Annotated in this window: 24 protein-coding genes; 12 read left to right on the top strand and 12 right to left on the bottom strand. The window is 68.1% G+C overall.

Translation table 11 applies throughout. The annotated features are described in order from the left end of the window. Nucleotides 1–151 precede the first annotated feature (151 nt). On the bottom strand, nt 152–571 hold the full coding sequence (locus L324_RS37925) for a TlpA family protein disulfide reductase (RefSeq protein WP_037320412.1): 420 nt from the start codon (nt 569–571) through the stop codon (nt 152–154). Between the two features lie 22 nt (nt 572–593). Continuing rightward, nucleotides 594–1487, bottom strand: a complete 894-nt coding sequence (locus L324_RS37920) for an LmeA family phospholipid-binding protein (RefSeq protein WP_081736599.1) — start codon at nt 1485–1487, stop codon at nt 594–596. Nucleotides 1488–1630: 143 nt separating this feature from the next. Here L324_RS37920 and L324_RS37915 point away from each other — a divergent pair, with 143 nt between their 5' ends. The 6 genes from L324_RS37915 to pstB all read left to right on the top strand — a co-directional run bounded on the left by L324_RS37915 (nt 1631) and on the right by pstB (nt 7519). Then, nucleotides 1631–2383, top strand: a complete 753-nt coding sequence (locus L324_RS37915; protein ID WP_037320410.1) for a winged helix-turn-helix transcriptional regulator — start codon at nt 1631–1633, stop codon at nt 2381–2383. Nucleotides 2384–2450: 67 nt separating this feature from the next. Further along, the gene (mshD, locus tag L324_RS37910) at nt 2451–3326 is read left to right on the top strand and encodes a mycothiol synthase (protein ID WP_037320408.1); all 876 of its coding nucleotides are present in this window, start codon (nt 2451–2453) and stop codon (nt 3324–3326) included. A 229-nt stretch (nt 3327–3555) separates the two neighbouring features. After that, entirely contained in the window at nt 3556–4683 is a 1128-nt protein-coding gene (pstS, locus tag L324_RS37905) for a phosphate ABC transporter substrate-binding protein PstS (RefSeq protein ID WP_037320407.1), read from the top strand. A 211-nt stretch (nt 4684–4894) separates the two neighbouring features. Further along, on the top strand, nt 4895–5812 hold the full coding sequence (pstC, locus tag L324_RS37900; protein WP_037320607.1) for a phosphate ABC transporter permease subunit PstC: 918 nt from the start codon (nt 4895–4897) through the stop codon (nt 5810–5812). Nucleotides 5813–5814: 2 nt separating this feature from the next. Continuing rightward, on the top strand, nt 5815–6732 hold the full coding sequence (pstA, locus tag L324_RS37895) for a phosphate ABC transporter permease PstA (RefSeq protein WP_037320405.1): 918 nt from the start codon (nt 5815–5817) through the stop codon (nt 6730–6732). Between the two features lie 10 nt (nt 6733–6742). Beyond that, nucleotides 6743–7519: a phosphate ABC transporter ATP-binding protein PstB gene (gene pstB / locus L324_RS37890; protein ID WP_037320403.1), complete on the top strand. Its 777-nt coding sequence runs from the start codon at nt 6743–6745 to the stop codon at nt 7517–7519. Between the two features lie 82 nt (nt 7520–7601). On the opposite strand, the gene phoU is transcribed toward pstB, so the two are convergent. From phoU to L324_RS37865, 5 genes are all read right to left on the bottom strand, one after another. Then, a complete protein-coding gene (gene phoU, locus L324_RS37885; protein ID WP_037320401.1) occupies nt 7602–8264 on the bottom strand; it encodes a phosphate signaling complex protein PhoU in 663 nt (220 codons plus the stop codon). A gap of 92 nt (nt 8265–8356) precedes the next feature. Beyond that, entirely contained in the window at nt 8357–9760 is a 1404-nt protein-coding gene (locus L324_RS37880) for an LCP family protein (RefSeq protein WP_037320399.1), read from the bottom strand. 810 nt (nt 9761–10570) lie between these two features. Further along, a complete protein-coding gene (locus tag L324_RS37875; RefSeq protein WP_037320397.1) occupies nt 10571–11290 on the bottom strand; it encodes a GGDEF domain-containing protein in 720 nt (239 codons plus the stop codon). Between the two features lie 65 nt (nt 11291–11355). Further along, entirely contained in the window at nt 11356–11967 is a 612-nt protein-coding gene (gene idi, locus L324_RS37870) for an isopentenyl-diphosphate Delta-isomerase (protein ID WP_037320602.1), read from the bottom strand. A gap of 58 nt (nt 11968–12025) precedes the next feature. Next, nucleotides 12026–12859: an alpha/beta fold hydrolase gene (locus tag L324_RS37865; protein WP_037320395.1), complete on the bottom strand. Its 834-nt coding sequence runs from the start codon at nt 12857–12859 to the stop codon at nt 12026–12028. A gap of 72 nt (nt 12860–12931) precedes the next feature. Between L324_RS37865 and L324_RS37860 the strand changes: the two genes are divergently transcribed. Continuing rightward, on the top strand, nt 12932–13126 hold the full coding sequence (locus tag L324_RS37860; RefSeq protein ID WP_235783768.1) for a hypothetical protein: 195 nt from the start codon (nt 12932–12934) through the stop codon (nt 13124–13126). 52 nt (nt 13127–13178) lie between these two features. Here the strand turns inward: L324_RS37860 and dusB are convergent, their stop codons facing one another. From dusB to L324_RS37845, 3 genes are all read right to left on the bottom strand, one after another. Continuing rightward, nucleotides 13179–14324: a tRNA dihydrouridine synthase DusB gene (gene dusB, locus L324_RS37855; RefSeq protein ID WP_037320393.1), complete on the bottom strand. Its 1146-nt coding sequence runs from the start codon at nt 14322–14324 to the stop codon at nt 13179–13181. An 82-nt stretch (nt 14325–14406) separates the two neighbouring features. Then, entirely contained in the window at nt 14407–14784 is a 378-nt protein-coding gene (locus tag L324_RS37850; protein WP_037320391.1) for a hypothetical protein, read from the bottom strand. Beyond that, on the bottom strand, nt 14781–14996 hold the full coding sequence (locus L324_RS37845; RefSeq protein WP_037320389.1) for a hypothetical protein: 216 nt from the start codon (nt 14994–14996) through the stop codon (nt 14781–14783). Before L324_RS37845 ends, L324_RS37850 begins: the two co-directional genes overlap by 4 nt. A 241-nt stretch (nt 14997–15237) precedes the next feature. Here L324_RS37845 and L324_RS37840 point away from each other — a divergent pair, with 241 nt between their 5' ends. Next, nucleotides 15238–17277: a DUF2339 domain-containing protein gene (locus L324_RS37840; protein ID WP_037320387.1), complete on the top strand. Its 2040-nt coding sequence runs from the start codon at nt 15238–15240 to the stop codon at nt 17275–17277. Nucleotides 17278–17321: 44 nt separating this feature from the next. Further along, complete coding sequence (locus L324_RS37835) at nt 17322–17723, top strand: TIGR03667 family PPOX class F420-dependent oxidoreductase (RefSeq protein WP_037320385.1); 402 nt, start codon at nt 17322–17324, stop codon at nt 17721–17723. Nucleotides 17724–17732: 9 nt separating this feature from the next. Here L324_RS37835 and L324_RS37830 read toward each other — a convergent pair whose 3' ends face one another. Then, nucleotides 17733–18284: a superoxide dismutase gene (locus L324_RS37830; RefSeq protein ID WP_037320384.1), complete on the bottom strand. Its 552-nt coding sequence runs from the start codon at nt 18282–18284 to the stop codon at nt 17733–17735. 85 nt (nt 18285–18369) lie between these two features. Here L324_RS37830 and L324_RS37825 point away from each other — a divergent pair, with 85 nt between their 5' ends. Further along, nucleotides 18370–19332 carry a DMT family transporter gene (locus L324_RS37825; protein WP_037320382.1) on the top strand — a complete coding sequence of 321 codons (963 nt, stop codon included), beginning with the start codon at nt 18370–18372 and terminating at the stop codon, nt 19330–19332. Continuing rightward, on the top strand, nt 19277–19741 hold the full coding sequence (locus tag L324_RS37820) for a DUF6328 family protein (RefSeq protein ID WP_037320379.1): 465 nt from the start codon (nt 19277–19279) through the stop codon (nt 19739–19741). The genes L324_RS37825 and L324_RS37820 overlap by 56 nt, the downstream gene beginning before the upstream one ends. Here the strand turns inward: L324_RS37820 and L324_RS37815 are convergent, their stop codons facing one another. Beyond that, the gene (locus L324_RS37815; protein ID WP_037320377.1) at nt 19742–20281 is read right to left on the bottom strand and encodes a hypothetical protein; all 540 of its coding nucleotides are present in this window, start codon (nt 20279–20281) and stop codon (nt 19742–19744) included. Nucleotides 20282–20358: 77 nt separating this feature from the next. Here L324_RS37815 and L324_RS37810 point away from each other — a divergent pair, with 77 nt between their 5' ends. After that, nucleotides 20359–22173 carry a LamG-like jellyroll fold domain-containing protein gene (locus tag L324_RS37810; protein WP_037320375.1) on the top strand — a complete coding sequence of 605 codons (1815 nt, stop codon included), beginning with the start codon at nt 20359–20361 and terminating at the stop codon, nt 22171–22173. The last annotated feature ends 31 nt before the right edge of the window (nt 22174–22204 follow it).

Here is a 22204-nt window from a genome sequence, read left to right as displayed (position 1 = left end):
GACACAGGCTGCTGCGAACGCGGCACAGATCCACTGCGCGGCGCTGGGTCAGCAAGGTTCGGGGCAGCCTGTTCACGGGCACGAGGGTACGCAGAGCTCCCTCAGGTTGGGAACCGTGTTCACACCTTGGGACGCTTCCCAAAAAGCGGGATCAGGCGTTCGCCAGATGGGGCTTCAGGGCTTCGAGAAGCTCCTGACCTCGGGGAACGCCGCCGACACGGAAGACCTCCCGGCCGTCCGGTGTCAAGGCCAGCGTCGTCGGAGTCCGCAATATCGAAAGCGCCTTGGCGACTTCGGGGGTCTCGGTGACGTCGAGATCGACGTGGGTCAGCCCGTCGGTCTTGTCCGCGAGGGCCGACAGGATCACGCGGGTGTGGCGGCAGGGCGCGCAGAAGGTGGTCGAGATCTGGACGAGGGTGACGCCCTCGGGAGCGAGGGCGCCCGAGACGCGGCCGGGCAGTGCGGGGGCGCTGGGCTTCGCCGCGCGGATCCGGCCGTTGCGCGCCCGCAGCAGCGCGCCGGCCACTCCGCCGAGCGCCAGTACGCCCAGCAGCACCCACACTCCGGTCACTTCGAGATCACCCCTGTGTCGATCAACCTCGTGGCTTCGCTCCGCTGAAGGCGACGTTCTTGCCCTCGCCCTTGATGGTCACCGAGCCGCTGTTCACGCGCACCGACGTCGGGGTCACCGAGAACGGCAGCGCGCCGGTGTCGATGGTCGCGTTGAAGTTCGGCAGCAGCGCGTCCTGTACTGCTTGGGGAACGACGGTGGTCTCCTTGTCATTCCCGAACTGCAGCCGCTTCGGCTCGATGCTGATCTTCTGGCCGTTCAGTTCGATCATGGCGAAGCAGAAGATCTCCACCTTCTGCCCGGCGATCTGCACGTTGCCCGACAGCCGGATGCCCGCGCTGGAGCTGTCGATCGGTTCGCCCTGCGCGTTGGTGGTGGGCGGCGTCGTCTCGCCCTGGCCGTTCTCGCCGTTGCGGACGTAGTCCTCGGTGACCGGCTCGATCTTGAGGTTCTCGATCTTGTCCAGCGGAGCCTGCTTCGCGATGTCGGACGCCTTGACGGTCACTTCGCCCTTGAGCGTGCCGATGACGATCGACTTCGTGTTGCCGGACGTCAGGTCCGAGAGCGGCGCCGTGACGTCGCTCATCTCCGCGTTGAAGTCCACGTCACGCAACTTCGGCGGGACGGCGACGCCCTGGGCGTTGATGGTGATGTGACTGTAGTCACCCGAAAGGGCTTGGGTCAGGAACGGGAAACCGTGCACCGTGACCGCCGGATCGTTGGTCAGGTTCAACTGCTCGCGGGCCTTCTGGGAGATCGTGTGCTCGGCGAAGGCCGCCGCCCCGAAATCGGCCCCGACCAGCAGCACCACCAGCACCACGAGGGCGATCAGCCAGCCCCGGCCACGGCGCCTCGGTCGCTTGGCGGACCGGCCGGGGGACGGTCGGTCGTCCTGCGCCACGGGCCTGCTCACCATCGCGTCGAATCTCCTTCGGGTTGTTCTTTGTGCAGGTGTGATCGATCCAGCACGGGGTAGGTGTCCGGCTGTTCACCCGCTATTCTCACTAAGCACCGGCTGTAGCCACGTTCGAGGCGACTACGAGTAAGGGCGGTGCGGCGATGAGCCTGGACCTTCTGGTACTGACCGCGGAAGCAGACGCCACTTCGGTACTGCCCGCCCTGGATCTGCTGCCCCACACCGTACGCGTCCGCCCGCCGGAAGTGACCGCGCTGCTCGACGCGGGCCACCGCGACGTCATCGTCCTCGACGCCCGCAGCGATCTCGCCTCCGCGAAGAGCCTCTGCCGTCTGCTCAAGGGCGCCGGTGAGGACGAAGCCTCCACGCCGATCATCGCCGTCGTCGGCGAAGGCGGCCTGGTCGCGGTCAGCGCGGAATGGCGCACCGACGACATCCTGCTCCCGACGGCCGGTCCCGCCGAGGTCGACGCCCGGCTGCGGCTGGTCACCACCCGCGACGGCGGCGCCGCCCAGGTCGACGCCGAACTCCGGGTCGGCGAGCTGGTCATCGACGAAGCGACGTACACCGCGAAGCTCCGCAAGCGCACCCTCGAACTCACCTACAAGGAGTTCGAACTCCTCAAGTACCTCGCGCAGCACGCCGGCCGGGTGTTCACCCGCGCCCAGCTGCTGCAGGAGGTCTGGGGTTACGACTTCTTCGGCGGCACCCGCACGGTCGACGTCCACGTGCGGCGCCTGCGCGCGAAGCTGGGCCCGGAGCACGAGCAGATGATCGGGACCGTGCGCAACGTCGGCTACAAGTTCGAGCGGCCCGCCAAGGGTTCGGCGGCCAAGCACCAGGCCATCGCCCCGGACGCGAGCGTCTACGAGTCGAGCGAGCTTTCCGCGCACTGAATTCCTTCCTCTTCTCCTCTGACAAGACGTCCGGGCGGGAGCAGGGTTCCCGGGTACTGTCGGTTTCATGCTCGATCTGGTGTGGACCGGTGAACCGGACACGGAGGAGATCCGCCGCTTCCTCCTCGCCGTGCGCGAGGCCGACGGCAAGCCCGAGGACACCGGTTTCGCCGGTGGCCTGCATCTGCTGGGCCGCCTCGAAGGCGAGCTGGTCGCGTACGCGCACCTGGACACCGAAGGCGATTCGCACGGCAACCAGGTCGCCGAACTGTTCGTCCATCCCGCGCGCCGTCGCTCCGGACACGGCAGGACCCTCGTCAAGGCACTCGTGGAGCGGGCCGAGGGGAAGCCGCTGCGCGTATGGGCGCACGGCGATCACCCCGCCGCCGTCCATCTCGCCGGGACCGAAGGTTTCCAGCGCGCTCGCGAACTGCTGATCCTGCACGCCGACGTCGAGGCCGCGGACTGGCCGGAACCCGTGACCGGCGAGGGGATCACACTGCGCACGTTCGTCCCCGGTCAGGACGAGGAGGCGATGGTCCGCGTCAACGCGCGCGCCTTCGACTGGCATCCCGAACAGGGCGCCCTCACCGCCGACGAGGTCCGCGCGACCGAGACCGAAGCCTGGTTCGACGTGGGAGGCTTCTTCCTCGCGGAGCGGGATGGCGAGGTCATCGGCTTCCACTGGACGAAGGTCCACGAAGCGGTGCCCGGTCGTTTCGGAGGCGAGCCCGCCGGCGAGGTCTACGTCGTCGGCATCGATCCGGACGCTCAGGGCGGCGGCCTCGGAAAGGTGCTCACCCTCGCCGGACTGCGGTATCTCCGTGATCGCGGATTGGGTCAGGTGATCTTGTACGTCGAGGGCGACAACGCCCCCGCGCTCGCCGTTTATTCGAAGCTCGGCTTCACCCGGTACGAGGTCGACGTTCAATACGCTCGGTAATCGGGTTCCCACGTCTGGTCCTTGACCGGTCACGGAGAGCAAACGCGCAGGTCACGCGCGGGACACGGTCCCCTTTCGGAGTAGTCGCGCTGCTCACATCGGGCGCCTTGTTCACCTTTCGTTCACCCTTTGACGGCCACCTGTCCACTGTGAGTGCCTAATGTCCGGGTCCGGCAGGAACGTTCCCGTTCCACCGATCCGGCGAATGTCTCCCAGTGGAGGAAATGCAGTGAAGATCATGCGGCCCGCGGGCGCGATCGGCATCGTGGCTAGCGCCGCCCTCGTGCTCGGCGCCTGTGGATCCGACCCGGCGGCGACGAAGACCGAAGGCACGGGTGCCGCGGCCGCGCCCAGCGGCACGGCCGGTGTCGAATGCGGTGGCAAGAGCCCGCTTTCGGCCGAGGGTTCGTCCGCGCAGAAGACCGCGATCGACATCTTCGTGCAGCAGTACGCCGCCAAGTGCTCCGGCCAGAAGGTGAACTACAACCCGAGCGGCTCGGGCGCCGGCGTCAAGCAGTTCAACGGCAACCAGGTCGACTTCGCCGGTTCCGACTCGCCGCTCAAGGACGGCGAAGAGGCCGAAAAGGCGAAGGCCCGTTGCGCCAGCGACGCGTGGAACCTGCCGCTCGTGATCGGCCCGGTCGCGATCGCCTACAAGGTCGAGGGTGTCGACAAGCTGACCCTCACCCCCGAGGTCACCGCCAAGATCTTCAACGGTGGCATCACCAAGTGGAACGACCCGGCCATCAAGGCGGTCAAGGGCAACGAGAGCGTCAACCTGCCCGACAAGGCCATCCAGGTCATCTCCCGCACCGACGAGTCGGGCACCACCGACAACTTCCAGAAGTACCTGAAGGTCGCGTCCAAGGGCGCCTGGACCCAGGGTGACGGCAAGAAGTTCAACGGCGGTGTCGGCAACGGCGCCGAGAAGTCCAACGGTGTCGCCAACGCGGTGAAGTCCACCGACGGCGCGATCACCTACGTCGAGGCTTCCTTCGCGAAGGACGGCGTCAAGTCGGCCCTGATCGACAGCGGCTCCGGCGGTGTCGAGCTGACCGCGGCGAACGTCGCCAAGGCCCTCGACGCGGCGAAGTTCAAGAAGGAGGGCACCAACGACCTCGCGCTGGACCTGGACTCGATCTACTCCAGCAACGTCGCGGGTGCGTACCCGGTGCTGCTCGCCACCTACGAGATCGTCTGCTCGAAGTACGCCGACGCCGAGGTCGCCAAGGCCGTCAAGGCCTTCCTGACCGTCGCCGCCACGGACGGCCAGAAGCCGCTCGCGGACAAGGGGTACGTGCCGATCCCGCAGAGCCTGCAGGACAAGGTGCTGACCGCTGTCAAGGCCATCGCCTGACCCTGTTGCCAACCCCCAGGTTGACGAGTAAAGACAGGCTGGACAGAAGTAGTCGATGAGCGATTCGTCTTCGACCAGAACGCCCACCGGCGACCCCGGTGGGCGTTCTGCCGTCCGCGAGACCGTCCCGGAGGACCCGATTTCGCCGCAATCCGCCGCGTCACCGCCCGAGGAGTCCTCGGTGCCCCTCGCGAATCCCAAGTCCAGGACGGTGCGGCCCGGTGACCGCATCTTCCAGTTCCTGACCACCGGCGCCGGCGTCCTCGTCGTCGCGCTGATCGGCCTGATCGGGCTGTTCCTGCTGGTGCGGGCCGTCCCGGCGCTGCAGGCGGACAACGTCAGCTTCCTGACCAGCCAGGTCTGGCAGACCGACCCCGGTGACATGCGGTTCGGCATCATGGGCCTGCTGCTGGTCACGATCTACTCCGCGCTGCTGGCGCTGATCATCGCGATGCCGATCTCGCTCGGGATCGCCCTCTTCCTCACCCACTACGCGCCGAAGCGGCTGGCGCGGCCGTTCGCCTACGTGATCGACCTGCTCGCCGCGGTCCCCTCGATCATCTACGGCCTCTGGGGCCTGATGGTCTTCGCGCCGACGATCGAGCCCTTCTCGCAGTGGGTCAACGACACCTTTTCGTGGGTCCCGATCTTCGCGGCGGGCAACGTCTCGCCGGACATGCGCGGCACGATCTTCACCGCGGGCATCGTGCTCGCCGTGATGATCCTGCCGATCATCACCTCGCTCTCCCGCGAGGTGTTCGAGCGGACCCCGACCCCGCAGATCGAAGGCGCGCTGGCGCTGGGCGCCACCCGCTGGGAGGTCATCCGCACCACCGTCCTGCCGTTCGGCAAGGCAGGCTACATCGGCGCTTCGATGCTGGGCCTCGGCCGCGCGCTCGGCGAGACGATCGCGCTCGCGATCATCCTGACCGGCGCGGTGGGCCGTGAGTTCACCTGGAGCCTCTTCGACGGCGGCGCCACCTTCGCCTCGAAGATCGCCGCGGACTACGCGGAACTCAACAACGAGATCTCGGCGGGCGCGTACATCGCGGCCGGCCTCGTGCTGTTCCTGCTGACCTTCGTGGTCAACTTCCTCGCGCGATCCATCATCGCCAAGAAGGGGGACTGAGCATGTCCACCACGCTCGAAAAGACCCCGGCCCTCACCCCGGCTTTCCAGCAGGTCAGCCTGGCGAGGAAGAGCAAGAACTGGCTCGCGACGATCCTGATCTGGCTGTCGTTCCTGATCGCCGTCGTCCCGCTGGTGTGGCTGCTCGCCACGGTCGTCATCAACGGCGTCAAGCGGATCCCCTACAGCAACTGGTGGACCGAGGACTTCGGCTCGGTGCTGTCGGACGAGGTCGGCGGCGGCGTGCTGCACGCGGTCATCGGCTCGGTGCTGCAGGGCCTGGTGTGTGCGATCATCGCCGTGCCGATCGGCCTGCTGGTCGCGATCTACCTGGTCGAGTACGGCCGCGGCAAGCTCGCGAAGACCACGACGTTCATGGTCGACATCCTTTCCGGTGTCCCCTCGATCGTCGCGGCGCTGTTCATCTACGCGCTGTGGATCACCACGCTCGGCCTGCCCCGCAGTGGTTTCGCGGTGTCGCTGGCCTTGGTGCTGCTGATGATCCCGGTGGTGGTCCGCTCGTCGGAGGAGATGCTGCGGATCGTTCCGGACGACCTGCGCGAAGCCTCGTACGCGCTCGGCGTGCCGAAGTGGAAGACGATCATGAAGATCGTCCTGCCGACCGCGCTGTCCGGCATCGTCGGCGGCGTGATGATGGCGCTCGCCCGGGTCATGGGCGAGACCGCGCCGCTGCTGGTCCTCGTGGGCTACTCGGCCTACGTGAACTGGGACATCTTCGGTGGTGAGCAGGCCGCTCTGCCGCTCCTGATGAACAACGAACGGGTCAGCAACCCGTTCAACGAGGGGACCGTCGCCTTCGACCGGATCTGGGGTGCCGCGCTCACCCTGGTGCTGATCATCGCGATCGTGAACCTCCTCGCCATGCTCTTTGCCCGTCTTGTCGCCCCGAAGAAGAAGTGAGCTGTTTGAGATGGCCAAACGAATCGACGTCAAGGACGTGGACATCTACTACGGCAAGTTCCACGCCGTGGACGGCGTCACCCTCTCGGTGCCGCCGCGGAACGTCACCGCCTTCATCGGCCCGTCGGGCTGCGGCAAGTCGACGGTGCTGCGCACGCTGAACCGCATGCACGAGGTCATCCCCGGCGCCCGCGTCGAGGGCGAGGTGCTGCTCGACGGCGAGGACATCTACGGCGCCGGGGTCGACCCGGTGCAGGTCCGCCGCACGATCGGCATGGTCTTCCAGCGGCCCAACCCGTTCCCGACGATGTCCATCCGGGACAACGTCGTGGCGGGTCTGCGCCTGGGCGGCACCAAGGGCAAGAAGGAACTCGACGAGGTCGCCGAGCGCGCGCTGCGCGGCGCGAACCTGTGGAACGAGGTCAAGGACCGGCTGAACCGGCCGGGCGGCGGTCTCTCCGGTGGTCAGCAGCAACGGCTCTGCATCGCGCGGGCGATCGCCGTGCGGCCCGACGTGCTGCTGATGGACGAACCGTGCTCCGCGCTCGACCCGATCTCGACGCTCGCCATCGAGGACCTGATCGGTGAGCTCAAGAAGGAGTACACGATCGTCATCGTGACCCACAACATGCAGCAGGCGGCGCGGGTCTCGGACCAGACCGCGTTCTTCAACCTGGCGGGCGTCGGCCAGCCGGGTCGCCTGGTGGAGCTGAACGACACCGAGAAGATCTTCTCGAACCCGGACGAGAAGGCGACCGAGGACTACATCTCGGGCCGCTTCGGCTGAGCCTCCCCCTCGCGCGTGAAGGCCCCCTTCCCTCGGTTCAGCCGAGGGAAGGGGGCCTTCACGCGCTTGGTGCGCGGGTGGATCAGAGTTCGTCGGGGCCGTAGCCGGGCATCTTCCCGGTCACCACGAAGATCATCCGGCGGGCGACGGAGACGGCGTGGTCGGCGAAGCGCTCGTAGAAGCGGCCCAGCAGGGTGACGTCCACGGCCGCGGCGACGCCGTGGTCCCAGTTCCGGTCCATGATGACCGTGAACAGGTGCTTGTGGATCTCGTCGACCTCGTCGTCGTCCGACTCGATCGTGCGGGCGGCCTCGACGTCCTTGGACTTGATGACCTGCTCGGCCTGCCGGGCCAGCTTGACGGCCACCTCGCCCATCTTGGCGAAGTCACCTCGCACGGCCTCGGGCAGCACGGGCTCGGGGTGACGGCGGCGCGCGGCCTTGGCCACGTGCAGCGCCAGATCGCCCATCCGCTCCAGGCTTTCCGCCGCGTGGATCGCGGCGAGGACGGTCCGCAGGTCGGTCGCGACGGGTGCCTGCAGGGCCAGCAGCGCGTACGCCTGCTCCTCGCATTCGGCGCGCGCGTCATCGACCTTCGCGTCGTCGGTGATCACCTGCTCGGCGAGTCCGAGATCGACCTCGAGCAACGCCCGGGTCGCCCGCTCCATCGCGTCGGCGACCTGGAGCGACATGCTCGCTAGGTTCTCGGCGAGCTGTTCGAGTTCGACATGGTAAGCCTCACGCATGGCCCAACCCTACGGGCAACAGGGGCCAAAAGCCGCATCCCAGAGTGAACCTGACGTGAACCCGGACTAACGAATGATCCTTCGGCGGATCTTCAGCCTGAGCTGCTGCTCTTCTTGCCGCCGCCGGACTTGGCGGAACTCGTCGGAGCGGACGAGCTCTCGCTCGGCGGCGCTTCCGGCGCCTTCTCTTCCAGCGGGGTGTTGTTGATCAGCGCCTCGAAGACGGCCTTCGCCTTGCTCTGCACCAGCACCTCGTTACCGCGGTTGTTCGCTTCGCCGGTGGTGGGCACGGTGAGGAACTTGACCTTGTCCGAACCCATCCCGCGCATCGACTTCGCCAGCGTCATCATCTGCTTGATGCCGAGGTTCTCGCCGAAGGTGGCCTTGGCGAACGCGTCGATGAACCCGCTGAGCTTGCCGGTGTCCAGGATGACGTCCTTCGACATCACCGTCTTCAGCAGCGCGCCGAGGAAGGTCTGCTGGCGTTTGATCCGGCCGTAGTCCGACGTCGGATCGCCCTTGACGTGCCGCGCCCGGACGTAGTTCAGCGCCTGGTCGCCGGAGATCCGGACCTCGCCGGCCTGCGGGATGATCATGCCGAGGGTGCCGTCGTCGATCGGCTTCTCGTTGAACACGGTGACGCCCTGCACGGCGTCGACCATGGACTTGAAGCCGTTGAAGTCGATACCGACGAAGTGGTTCATCTTCATGCCGGTGATCTGCTGGATCACCTTCGTGACGCACTGCGGGCCGCCGACCGCGTAGGCCGTGTTCAGCTTCGCGATCTTCTGCGCCGGAGAGGTTTGATCTGTGTACGACGACGTCGCCGGGTCCCAGCGCTTGCATTCGGGACGGCTGATCTCGAGGTCGCGCGGGAAGGAGACCATGACGACGCGCTGCCTGTCGGCGGGGACGTGCGCGATCATGATGGTGTCCGATCGGGCACCCGGAGTGCCGTCCGCGTCGCCGACGCCGTCTTCGGCCGCCGCGCCGTCGCGGGTGTCGGAACCGACCATCAGGAAGTTCTCGTCACCGGTCTGGCCGGCGGCGTCCTGGATGTCGGCCGAATCCTCGTCGAGCGAGACGACGGTGTGGAACTTCGCGTCGAACCAGGTCTGCGCGCCCCAGGCCGAACCGAGCGAGAGGAACACGAGCGCGGCGACCACGGCGACGGCGATCCGGCCCGACCTGGCCGTCTGCTTGGTCTTGCGGTCCTTCTTCTCCTGCAAGCGGGTCTGCGGAGACGACTGCTCGGCGGCTTCGGCCGGTTCGCTGTCGGTGGTCGTGACCACCCGCTGCAGCGCCGTACGAGTCTGCTCCAGCAACGCGGCGGGCCGGGACGCGAGCCGTTCGCGGCGCTCCCGCTTTTTGGCTTCTTCGGCCGCGAGTTCGTCGTGCGCGGCGGAGAACCGGGCGAGCGTGTGGTCGATCTTGCGTTTGGTGATCGTCGCTTCGTCGATCGCCTCGAGCTCGTCGGTCATCGTGAGCCGGTCCATCTCGGACCGCGCCGGGACACCGGCGGAAAGCGACTGCGGACCGGACGGCTGCCGTCCCGGAGGCTGCTGGACCGGTCGCTGTGCCGGACGGCGAGGACGGCGGGGTGGCGGCGGCACCGCGGGCTGCTGCGCGCCCGGGTTCACCACCGGCGGACGGCGCTGCGTCGGAGCCTCGGGGCTAGGCGCGGCCTGCGGGGTGCGGCGAGGCTGGCGAGCGCGAGGCGGTCTCGGTGTCTCGGTGGGCTGCGGGGTCCGCGGCGCCTGGGCCTGCGGGGGCGCGGGCGGCGGGTTCTCGGCGGGGGTGGCGCGCCGAGGACGACGGGGCGCGGGCGGCTCCGCCCGGGCGGCGTGCGAACCGGGTCTCGGGGGCTCCGGCGCCGGCTCAGGCCGCCGAAGACGACGAGGTGCCGGTGCCTCGGCTTCGGGGTCGAAGATCGGGCGTTCACCGGTATGACGTGCGACGACGTCCGAAACGCTGATCCCGCCGTGGGTGTCCATCGAGCGGCGACGGCCACGCTGCTCACGACCGGAGCGGCGCTCACCGGCGCTCCTGTCGATGTTGCTGTGGCGACCGGTCCCCGGGGTGTGGTGCTCGTCGGGCACTCGGTCTCCTTTCACAACTGGCGTCGAAGCTCTTTCGTTATCGTACGGACACCTCAGGTTCGTGACGACAACCATCCCGGAATTTTCTTCACCCAAGGTACCGAGAAGCGCCGAACGGTCCATGCGATCGGGTGAGCGGTCCTGGTTAAAGCCGCGTTAAAACACTCGGAACCGTTACGCACGGTGTGTCGATAACCGAGTGGGTGGCTAGGCGCCGGCGGAGTCCGCGGAGTTCATCGAACGGGGAATCGTCCGCGACGAATCCTTATCGTGATACGCGACTTTGTTCCGGCCCGCCCGTTTCGCCATATACAACAAGGAGTCGGCGTGGCGCAACTGCCGTTCCGGTTCCACCACTTCCGCGCGGTTTTCGTGGGCGAGTCCCACGCTGATCGTCACCGAAAGACCGGGCCGGATCCGGGCCCACGGATGGTGGGCCACCCGGATACGCGCGGTGTCGGCGATGCGCACCGCGTGGGCGTGGTCGACGTCCGGCATGACGAGCGCGAATTCCTCGCCGCCGTAGCGGGCGCAGAACCCCTCGGACGGAAGTCCTTGCTGCAGCAGGTCGGCCACTTCGCGCAGGACCCGATCGCCGACCAGATGCCCGAAAGTGTCGTTGACCTCTTTGAACAGGTCGAGGTCGACCAGCGCGATCGCCATCCCGGCCGGGCCGCGGCGTTCGACGGACGGGCCGTGCAGCCATTGGTCGAGGTAGCGACGGTTGTAGCTGGACGTCAGCGTGTCCCGCAGGCTGCCGGCGCGGGCGAGGTCGAAGGCGGACTTGAGATGGTGGTAGGCGCGTCGCCAGTCACCCTGGGTGGCGAGCACACCGGCGATCGACTCGTGAAGGCTGAGCAGATCGGTGGCCGGCGCGCCCGGTGGGAGCGCGGCCTCGTCGTCGGCTGCCACGCTCACCTCCGCCACGAATTGGTTTTCGTCGTACAGGAGGGATCTCTTGAGGTATCGGTACGGGCCAAAGTGAATATCGCTCAAGTGGACGACGGTTCGGCACCATTGTCACGCACCGAAGTGCCGTTCTGTAAGGCCGAAAACGGCTCGACGTCTTTGAGCTGCGAAAACTGATCCTTCGCCCAGTAACTCACGTCAGTCACATCGTCATTCAACAACAGTGAGTAATCATTCCAGCTCAGCCAACGCCAGTCGCCGACCTCGTCCGGATGTGGGTCGGGATCCTCGTCGACCCAGGCGACGAAGACCGGGCAGAACTCGTTTTCGACCACACCCTCGAACGGCGGAGTCCGGTAGCGGTACGCCGGGAGGACGCAGCGGAGGCCGTCCAGCCGGGGCAGCCCGAGTTCGAAGGCGGCGCGGCGCCGGACGGCCTCCTCGAGGGGTTCACCCGGTGCGGGATGCCCGCAGACACTGTTGGTCCAGACCCGGGGCCACACCTTCTTCGTGGCGGCGCGGCTGGTGATCAGCAGCGCCTGGTCGCTGCTGCGCAACAGATAGCAGGAGAACGCCAGGTGCAGCCGGGTGTGCTCGTGGTGGGCGGCCAGCTTGGGCGCGGTTTCACCGGTCGGCTCGCCGTCTTCGGTGACGTAGACGATGCGTTCGGTGTCCACTTCGGTCGTGTTGTTCACCGGGCCCACTGAACCATCCGGCTCGCTGTAACCGGTACCGCGACCAGAGTTACCCCTGTTAGTGGGATGAAAGGTGTTCCACCACCAATGAAGTGACGGCCTCGGGCGCCTCCTCCACCACCCAGTGGGAGACGTCCTCGATCATCTCGAAGCGGTACGGGCCGGTCACCCGGTTCGCGGTGTCGAGCGCGGCCGTCGATCCGAAGGCGGCGTCCTCGGTGCTCCAGATGTAGAGCGTCGGAACCTCGATCGGGCCGATCTTCCCGCCGGGCCGTCCGGCGCGGTACCAGTTGAGCGCGGCGGTGAGCGCGCCCGGTTCGGACAGTCGCCGGATGTACTCGTCGACCTTGCTCGGCGGCAGCTTCCAGTCGAACATGCGGCGCAGCGCGTCGGCGTTGTTTTCGAGCATCCGCCGCTCGGTGACGCGGGTCTGCCGCCATTCGGTCATGTAGGCCGACCGCAGATGCTGGTCCTCGTCGGTCTTCATGGCGTCGGCCAGTGCCGCCGGATGCGGCGTCGAAATGACGGTGAGACTGCGGAGCCTGCCGGGATGCGCGTCGGCCGTCCACCACGCGACGGCGCCGCCCCAATCGTGTCCGACGAGATCGAATTCGTTCCACCCCAAGCGATCCGCGATCGCGATGACGTCACCGACGAGATGGTCGATGCTGTACTCGGACGCCTGCTCCGGCCGGACGTCCGGCGAGTACCCGCGCTGATCCGGTGCCACCGCGCGATATCCGAGCACACCGAGCGTCGCGACCTGATGCTCCCATTCCACCGCGGCCTCGGGAAACCCGTGCAGCAGAAGGACGGGACGGCCGTCTTCCGGGCCCGCCGCGATGGCGTCGAAGGAACCGGCGGCGGTGGGGATGCTCAGCTGCTCGATCACGTCGCCGACTTTACGGGCCCGCTCCGGTCGAGCCCGCGAGGGATTGACGGCAGATGTCCGGCCCCCTTCGCGGTGGCGCAAGAAGCACCGGTTTCGGTGCTCGGGGTCTGTGATGGCAACCCGGGTTGCCATCTCGGGCCGTACCCGACCTACGAAGCGTGTCTCATCGAGCAGAGCAACATGGCCCGGTACTACACGATCACCATGCGGTGCTTCGAGGTCGACCACGACCAGTGGAAGTTCGCCTACAAGACCAGGGGCACCTGAGTCGTGAACGAAAACGCTCCCGCCGGTCCGTCCGGCGGGAGCGTTTTTCGGTTCAGCCCCCGGAGTGCATGTCCTCGGCCTCGGGGACGCAGTCGTCGTCCGGGTCGTCGAGCCAGCCGTGCGGCAGCGTGACCTTGCCGGGCGACCCTTGCCGCCCGCGAGGCCCGGTGGCCGCGACGGGGAACGGCGCTTCGTGGTCGAGCCGGGCGATGAGATCGTCGAGCTGGTCCATGCTGGACAGCATCGCGAACCCGCGCCGCAGCTCGGAGCCGACCGGGAAACCCATGAAGTACCAAGCCATGTGCTTGCGGATGTCGCGCATGGCCTTGTCGTGACCGTCGTGTTCGACGAGGAGTTCGGTGTGGCGCCGCAGCACCTTCGCGACCTCGCCGAGGTTCGGCGGGGTGGGCTGCGGGCGCCCGGCGAAGGCGGCTTCCAGCTCGCCGAACAGCCACGGCCTGCCCAGGCAACCGCGGCCGACGACGACGCCGTCACAGCCCGTCTCGTCGACCATGCGCAGCGCGTCCTCGGCGGAGAAGATGTCACCGTTGCCGAGCACCGGGATGCTGGTGACGGCTTCCTTGAGCGCGGCGATCTTCGTCCAGTCGGCCTGGCCGGAATAGCGCTGCGCGGCGGTGCGCGCGTGCAGGCTGACCGCCGCCGCGCCCTCGGCCTCGGCGATACGCCCGGCGTCGAGGTAGGTCAGGTGGTCGTCGTCGATGCCGACCCGGAACTTGACCGTGAACGGCACACCGGCCTCGGCCGCGGCCTTCGCCGACTCGCGGACGATGTCGGCGAACAGCTTGCGCTTGAACGGCAACGCGGCGCCGCCGCCCTTACGCGTCACCTTCGCGACCGGGCAGCCGAAGTTGCTGTCGATATGGTCGGCGAGGCCCTCGCCGGTGATGATGCGGACGGCCTCGGCCATCGTCTTGGGGTCGACCCCGTAGAGCTGCATGGACCTGGGCTTTTCGTTCTCGCCGAAGGTCATCATGTGCATCGTGCCGGGGTGGCGTTCGACCACCGCGCGGGCGGTGATCATCTCGCAGACGTAGATGCCCGCGCCGTACTCCTGGCAGAGCTGCCGGAAGGCGACGTTGGTGATGCCCGCCATCGGAGCGAGCACGACCGGGGGATCGACCTCGTAGGGGCCGATCTTCAGGGTTGGCTTGCTCAGGGTGGCTGTCACGTCCTCCATTGTCGCCTGTGGTGTCTGTCACTCGCAGGTGGGCCGGTCTCGTCGCCGATCGGCCCGGGAGAGTCGAGGGGCCTTCGAAATGTCAGGACGAACGCGCCAACTGGCTGACTCGCTGGAACGACATGCCGAGAACTTCGCCGGCTTCGCGTTGTGAAACCCCGAGCGCGAGCAGTTCGTGAACAGCCGCGCGGTGTTCGGCGGCCGCCTCCGCTTGTTTGCGCTGAGCTTCCTCGCGCAGAACCTCGGCGCGCGCCTGATGGTCCGTCACGGAATCAGGAAGATGTACCTCGAGGTGCAGTTCGTATTCGTCGCTACCGATCTTCTCCATGACCTCGATGAGTTCGCTCGCCATGGTCGCGACGTCCTTGTAGCGGAGTGCTTGCGTCGAGCGGCCGATCTCCGGGACACGGATGAGCCAGAACTTGCCGTCACGGGTGACTTCGGCGTGGTAGGTCTTCACTTCCTCCACCATCCTTTCCCGAGGACGTCCTCGCATTCTTTGAAGATGTCAACGGCGAAGATCTCTCCCAGCTCGGTATGTCGCGGAATGGGTACCACGACACCGTTCAGGGTGTAGATGGTGTGGTTGGCCCCTTCGCGCTCGAGGACCCACGCCGCGCGTTGCCGTCTGGCGGCGATCGCGATCTTCTTGATGACTTCCCGCCTCTTCACAGAGTATGTCTAGGCAGGGATAGACGCAACCGTCAATGGCGGCCTAGACAGTTCGCGAGATGAAGTGAAGATTCTCCGCCTCTTGCTGGGATGCAACAGAATCCGAGATTTTCCCCCTGTGTTTCTGGCCTGGAGCCTCCGTGCCGGGACCCGTCCCCGATCGCGATGATCTCGCAGGTCGCGACCACATCGTCATCACGATTGAGTAGTGCTACGGATCCCTCGGCCCGCTCCAGACCGCATGCTGATCGCCATGACCACCGATGGGGATGTGCTCCTCAGGCTCGCCGGGGAGATCGACGACCTTGGGGCCCGCCTCGCGCGGGTCGGTACGGAGCTGCGGACCGTCCTGTCCGGAGCGGAAACGGCCCAGGAAACGGCGCCTGAGCAGGCAGCTGAGGCGCAGCCTGACCAGCCAGCCGCGCAGCAGGAGACCCCGGAGCAGCCCACGGCAGCGCAGCCCGACCAGCCCGCCGCGCAGCAGCCCACGGCGGCGCAGCCGGAGCAGTCCGCCGCACAGCAGCCGCAGCAAGCCCCGCAACCCCAGCAGCCCCAGCCTCAGCAGCCCCAGATCCCGCCCCAGCCGTACCCGCGCTACTTCACCCACCCGCAGCACCCCCAGTACCAGCAGCAGTACCACCAGCAGCAGCAATACCAGCAGTATCAGCAGGCCCAGTACTCGCAGTGGCAGCAGCAATACCGTCAGCAGTACCAGCAGCCGCAGCAGGCCCGCCCGTACCAGCCGGTGCCCAAGACCACGCTGGCGGAGAAGCTGAGCAAGGAGGGCGCTGGCAGCAGGCTGCTGGCCTGGATCGGCGGCGCGGTCACGCTGCTCGGCGTCGTGCTGTTCCTCGTGCTCGCCATCCAGCGCGGCTGGTTCGGCCCGCTGCCGCGGGTGATCGGCGGTGCCGCGCTCGGGGTCCTGCTCGTCGGGATCGGGCTGCGCCTGCACCGCACCCCGGCCGGCCGCACGGGCGCGTTCGCGCTCGCCGCGACCGGGATCGGGGCGTTGTACCTCGACACCATCGCCGCGACGACGATGTACGAGTACCTCCCGGCCTACGCCGGTCTCGCGCTCGGCCTCCTGATCGCGGTCGGCGGGTTGCTGCTGGCCGTGCGGTGGAAGTCGTCGCTGCTCGCGACGGCCGTCGTGCTCGGCTGCGTGGTCTGCGCGCCGTTGATCACGCAGGGCTTCAAGCCCGAGCTGGTCGCGTTCCTGCTGGTGGTCCAGGTCGCCTCGACGCCGGTGCAGCTGCGCCAGTCGTGGCCGTCGGTCGCGGTCGCCGCCGGGATCCCGCCGCTGGTCGCGTCCGTCTTCAGCACGGCGTTCACCGGCGTCGGCGGCAGCACCGCCAACACCGCCGCCGCGCTGGCCGCGGGCGCCGTCGGTCTCGCGCTCGCCCTGATCGTCACCACCAAGCGATCCGGCGACGCCGCCGCGCTGGCCCTGCTCGCCACCGCTCCGGCGCCCTCGTTGCTCGCCGCGTTGTTCCTGCCGAAGACCTCGGCCGTGCTGGTGACCGCTTCGGTCGCGCTGGTGCTGCTCGCCGTGTGGGCGGCCGGGCAGTGGCTCGACGGCTGGACGGGTGACCTGGCGGGTGCGGCGGGGCTCGTCGCGGCCCTGCAGACGACGATGACGCTGTTCGACGGCAGCGCCCGGTCGGCGATCCTGCTCGGCGAAGGGGTTCTGCTGGCGTTGGTCGCGCTGTGGACGAAGAAGCACGTCGCGCTCTTCGGCGGGCTGGGTTTCGCCGTCATCGGCGGTGTCATCGCGCTGGCCTTCGACGTGCCGCCCACGCTCTTCTTCCTGATCAGGGACCGCCTGGACGCCGACCTCGCCGCCGCCCTGCTGGTCGCCGTCGCGATCCTGGCCGTCTCGATCACGCTTCCGTGGGTCGCGCACCGGCTCGGAATGTTCAGGGCCGCGTCGGAGAACGTCGTGCCGTGGTTCTTCGCCGGAATCTGCGCGCTCTACGGCGCGGGCGCGATGGTGCTGTGCGGCGCGCTGCTGGCCATCCCCGGCCGCTCGGGCTTCCTGGTGGGCCACGTGGTGATCACGGTGTCCTGGACGGTCGCGGCGCTCGTGCTGCTCATCCGCGGTATCGCGGTGGTCGGCCTGCGGGTGATCGGCCTGGTACTGGTCGGCGCGGCGGTGCTGAAGCTGGTCCTGTTCGACCTCTCCGCGCTCGACGGCCTGGCCAGGGTCGCCGCCTTCCTCCTCGCCGGCCTGGTGCTGCTCGGTGCCGGGACGCGCTACGCCAAGCTCGTCGCGTCCCGCTGAGCGAGCGAGGAAGAAATGCCCGCGGGTCGTGGTTGGTTCGACACATGAGCTACCAACCCGACCCGCGGCTCGCCGAGCGGGCCAAGGAGAGCGTCGCCTGGCTGACCACCATCAGCCCGAAGGGCCGCCCTTCACCCCGCCCGGTGTGGTTCGTACTCGACGGTGACGACTTCATCGTCTTCAGCCAGCCGGACACGGCGAAGACCCGGCACATCGAAGCCAACCCCGAGGTCAGCCTCCACTTCAACAGCGACGAGCACGGCGGCTCGATCCTGGTGATCGGCGGCAGTGCCGAGATCCTGCCGGACGGTCTCGCGTCGGAGCAGCCGGGCTTCCTCGAGAAGTACGAGAAGCACTATCCCGCGATCGACTACGACGTCCCGAAATTCGATCGGGAGTACAACGTCCGGATCAGGATCCGGCCGGAACGCGGCTGGGGTTTTTAGCGGACACGGCTAGAACCCGACGGTGACACAGGCCAGCCGGGCACCCGCGGTCCCGGCGTGGCCGGGGTCGGTGTGCGTATGCGTTTCGTGGATCACGATCGAGTTCGCCCGCCGCTCGCCGAACGTCCAGTCCACTTTGGACACGGCGACGCCGCGGCCGGTGGCGTCGGTGGTGAGGTCCAGCCAGATCTCGTTGCGGGGGTTGGCGTAGGCCGGATCCACCGACGGCTTCACCGGGTCTTCGACGTTCTGGTAGTGCGGTCCGGCCAGGTCGCCGGTGGCACCACAGGGCTTCGTGTGCGCGTGGGCGCCGTATTCGCGGTCGGGCAGCAGACCGGTCACGAGTAGCGCGGTCGAGGTGCCGAAAGCCTTGGAGGTCAACCCGAAGACGTGCGCGCGAGCGCCTGCCGGGACCAGGTCCGGTTTGTACGTCGTGAGCTTGCCCTTGGCGGTGATCACGTGCACCGGGGATTCGGTGGCGGCGGTGGCCGGTCCGGTGCCGGAGGTGAGGGCCAGTGCGGCCGTGGACAGGACGATGGCGAGTGCGGGGACGGGGCGCATGCCCCCTTGCCTAGTCCGCCGGACATCGGGCACGCCAGACCGATCACTCGGTCGGGCGATCATTCTCAAACTATGGGCAGGAAATGTGAGTACCAATCCTCCGGATCGCACCTGGCTGGTCGCGGTCGCCGCGGCCCTCTGGGGCACTGACGGCCTTCTACGCCTTCCGCTCGCCGAGGCGCTCCCGGCGGCCACGGTCGTCTTCTGGGAACACCTGTTGGTGGTGCTCGCGCTGAGCCCGCTCATCCCGGGTGCCTTCCGCGCGCTGCGCAGGTGCGGCCCGCGGGAATGGCTGGCCGTGCTCGCCATCGGCGGCGGCTCGTCCGCGCTGGCGACGGCGATGTTCACCGCCGCCTTCAAACTGGGCGGCCCCGTGACACCGTTGGTGCTGCAGAAGCTCCAGCCGGTGTTCGCCGTCCTCGCCGCGTTCTTCGTCCTCCGCGAGCGGGTTCGCCCTGGCTACGCCTTCTTCGCGATCCCGGCGTTGCTGGGCGCCTGGCTGCTGGCGTTCAAGGATCCGCTGAACATCCAGGTGGCCGCGGCGAAGGCGGCGCTGCTGGCGATCGGCGCGGCCGCGTTGTGGGCGGCGGGCACGGTGCTCGGCCGGCTGCTCTCCACCGGACTGGCGCCGAAGGAGGTCACCACCCTGCGGTTCACCGTCGGGCTCCCGGTCGCGGCGGGCATCGTGGCGGTCCAGGGCGGCGGGTTCGCGGTCGGCTGGGACAACGCGCTCGGACTCGGGTTGCTCGCGCTGGTCCCCGGTCTGCTGGCGCTGAGCCTGTACTACCTGGGCCTGCGGTCGACCCCGGCCGCGAGGGCGACGTTGGCGGAGCTGGCTTTCCCCGTCACCGCGGCCGTCATAGGCGTATCGTTCCTGAACGCGCATTTGTCCGGTACGCAGTGGCTGGGCCTCGCCGTCGTGGTCGTGTCGGTGACTTCGCTCGGCTGGCATGAAAAAGTCACCCGTCAACCGATGGTCTTGGAGTCGCCGCATGGTCGAGCACACCGGAGAGACGAAGAACGAACGCCTGACCCGCAACGTCAGTGAGCTCCTGCAGGAACTCCGGGTCGCGCAGGCGGGCGTCCAGATCCTCTTCGGGTTCCTGCTCACGGTGGTGTTCACCGACGAGTTCCACGAGGCGAGCGGGTTCGAGAAATCCGTTCACCTGACGGCGGTCCTGCTCACGGTCTGCTCGACGGTGCTGCTGACGGCGCCCGCCGCGTGGCACCGGTTGCTGTTCCGCACCGGGAACCGTGAGCGGATCCTCACCGTCGGCAACCGTTCGGTCCTGATCGGACTCGGCTGCCTCGCGGCCGCGATCACCACGACCGTCTCGCTCATCGCCAAGGTCGTCTTCGGCCCGATCGCGATGACGATCCTCGGGGTGGTCTCGGCGGTGCTGTTCGTCGTGATGTGGTTCATCGTGCCGAAGATGATCGACCGGAACAGCGACTGATCACCGCCGGGCGCGGACCGGGGTGTCTTCGGGCAGGCCGAAAGCGGCGGGCGCGAGCTTCGCCGGGTCGTCGGTGCTCGTGCCGTCGAGCACCCGGCGGGCGCCGACCCACGAGAACATCGCCTTGACCGACGGTGAATAGGCCGCACCGTCCTTCGCGAACTCCTGATCGAGTACGCGGTACCCGTCCGGCGTGCGTTCGACGCGGTAGACCACCGGCTGACGGCGGAATCCGCCGCGCGTGACGAGCCCGTCGCCTTCCCTCGCGACCTCGTCGCAGCTCGCGACCAGGCCGACCTTGACCCGCTCGCCGTCGGCCAGGGTCTCGATCACCTTCTGCGTGCACACCCAGCGGATGTTCGGGTCGCCGGAGCGGGCGGCCGTCGCCAGCCACGCGCGAAGATGTTCGTCGATCGACGGCAGCGCGTCCCGCGCGACGGCGTCGTCCACCGACGGCATCTCGTCCACGATCCACCAGCCTGCCGCGGCCACCACCACACCGACCCCGGCGAGCACGGGCCAGCGTTTGACGTTCCCCATGCCACGAAGCTACCGAGCGGGGCAAGTGTTCATCCGCGGTTCGGGACGCGTTGCCTCCACCGCCGTAGGTTGCGGCCGTGAACGACTCCTCCCGACGGACTTTCCTGCGCGGCGCCGGCCTGCTCGGCGCCGGTGCGGCGGTGTCCGCGTTGCCCGCGCTCGGCGCCCCGGCGGCTTCGGCGACCCCCGGCCACCACGGCCTGGACACCGAAGACGCCTGCTTCACCTTCGCTGTCCTGCCTGACACGCAGTACCTCTTCGACGCCGACCGCGGCGACCCCGCGCCGTTGGACGCCACACTGCGCTATGTCACCGGCGGCGACGAGAACATCGTCTTCCTCGCGCATCTCGGCGACCTCACGGAGAACGGGCAGCCGGGTGAGTTCGACCAGATCAGCCGGTCGTTCCAGCACCTGGACCGCCGGCGGTTCCCGTACAGCACGCTGGCGGGCAACCACGACATCAAGTCCTCGACCGACGACCAGCGCGGCCGCACGCCGTACCTCGACGCGTTCGGCCCGCATCGGCAACGGGGTTCGCGGACCTTCCGCGGCGCGAGCCCGGACGGCTACAACAGCTACCACGTGTTCCGCGGCGGCGGCCGCGAATGGCTGCTGCTCGCGCTCGACTGGCGGCCGTCGGCGGGTGGGCTGGAGTGGGCGCGGTCGGTACTCGCGCGGCATCCGCGGCTTCCGGCGATCCTGACCATCCATGAATTGGTATGGGCCGACGACGCGGGCCAAGCGCAGCTCTCCGAGTTCGGGCAGAAGGTGTGGGACGAACTGGTCGCCGGGAACGACCAGATCTTCCTGACCCTCAACGGGCACTTCTGGCCGCCGGGCCGCGCGGTGAAGAAGAACAAGGCCGGCCACGACGTCCACCTGCACATCACCAACTACCAGGACCGGTACTACGGCGGCAGCGCGATGATCCGGCTCTACCGGTTCGATCTGACGCGGAACGTGATCGACGTCCGCACGTTCTCGCCGTGGCTGGCCGGGCAGGCGCCGCGGCTGAACGAGCTGCAGCGGCAGGAGATCGAACGCACCGGCCCGGTGGACTACTTCAGCCTGGACGTCGATTTCGGCACGAGGTTCGCCGGGTTCGCGCCGGTCCCGGTCCCGCCCGCGCGTCCCGCCGATCGGCAGCTCGTCCGCGGAACCGTGGCCTACTGGCGCTTCGAAGGCCGCGACGGCGCACCCGCCGGCGGTATCCGCGACCTGTCCGGCCGCGGCAACGACCTGGTCCGGGTGACCCTGCCCGGCAGCGCGGAAGACACGCTGCGGTTCTCCGGCGAGTTCTCCGGGCGGCAGCCGTCGAGGTCGAGTCTCCGGTTCGACGGCGGCAAGAAACCGGCGCGCGGGGCTTACCTGCGCACGGCGGACTCCGCGCCGATGAACGCGGAGACGTTCGCGCGCGGCTACACCGTCGAGGCGTTCGTCAAGCTGCCCGAGGATTTCAAGGACGGCAACCATTCCTGGGCCGCGCTCTTCGGCAGGCAGGGGTCCGGCGGCAAGGCGGGCAAGACCGGTGACGATCCCGGCGAGCCGGCCGCGACACTGTCCCTTTCGGACGGTGCGGCGTTCCAGTGGGCGGTGTTCCCGCTGAACCAGAACGGGATCTCCACCTGCTGGGGGCACGAACTGCCGCTGCGGGAATGGATCCATGTCGCCGCGGTCAACGACGGGAGGCGGACGACGTTGTACGTCGACGGCTGCCCGGTGCTGCGCAACCCCAAGACGGCGGCCGCCGGGATCGCGAACCCCGGTGGTGCGTGGCTGATCGGTGCCTACGCCTACGACTCGATCGTCGAGCAGGCTTTCCACGGCTGGCTCGGTGACGTCCGCGTGGTGGGGAGGGCGCTGGACCCCGGAGAGTTCATGCTCGGCTGAACGACGGCACGAAACGTGCGCGGTAATGGTG

The organism is Amycolatopsis orientalis DSM 40040 = KCTC 9412 (genome assembly GCF_000478275.1).
GTDB lineage: Bacteria > Actinomycetota > Actinomycetes > Mycobacteriales > Pseudonocardiaceae > Amycolatopsis > Amycolatopsis orientalis.
This window is presented reverse-complemented; position numbering and strand designations above follow the sequence as displayed.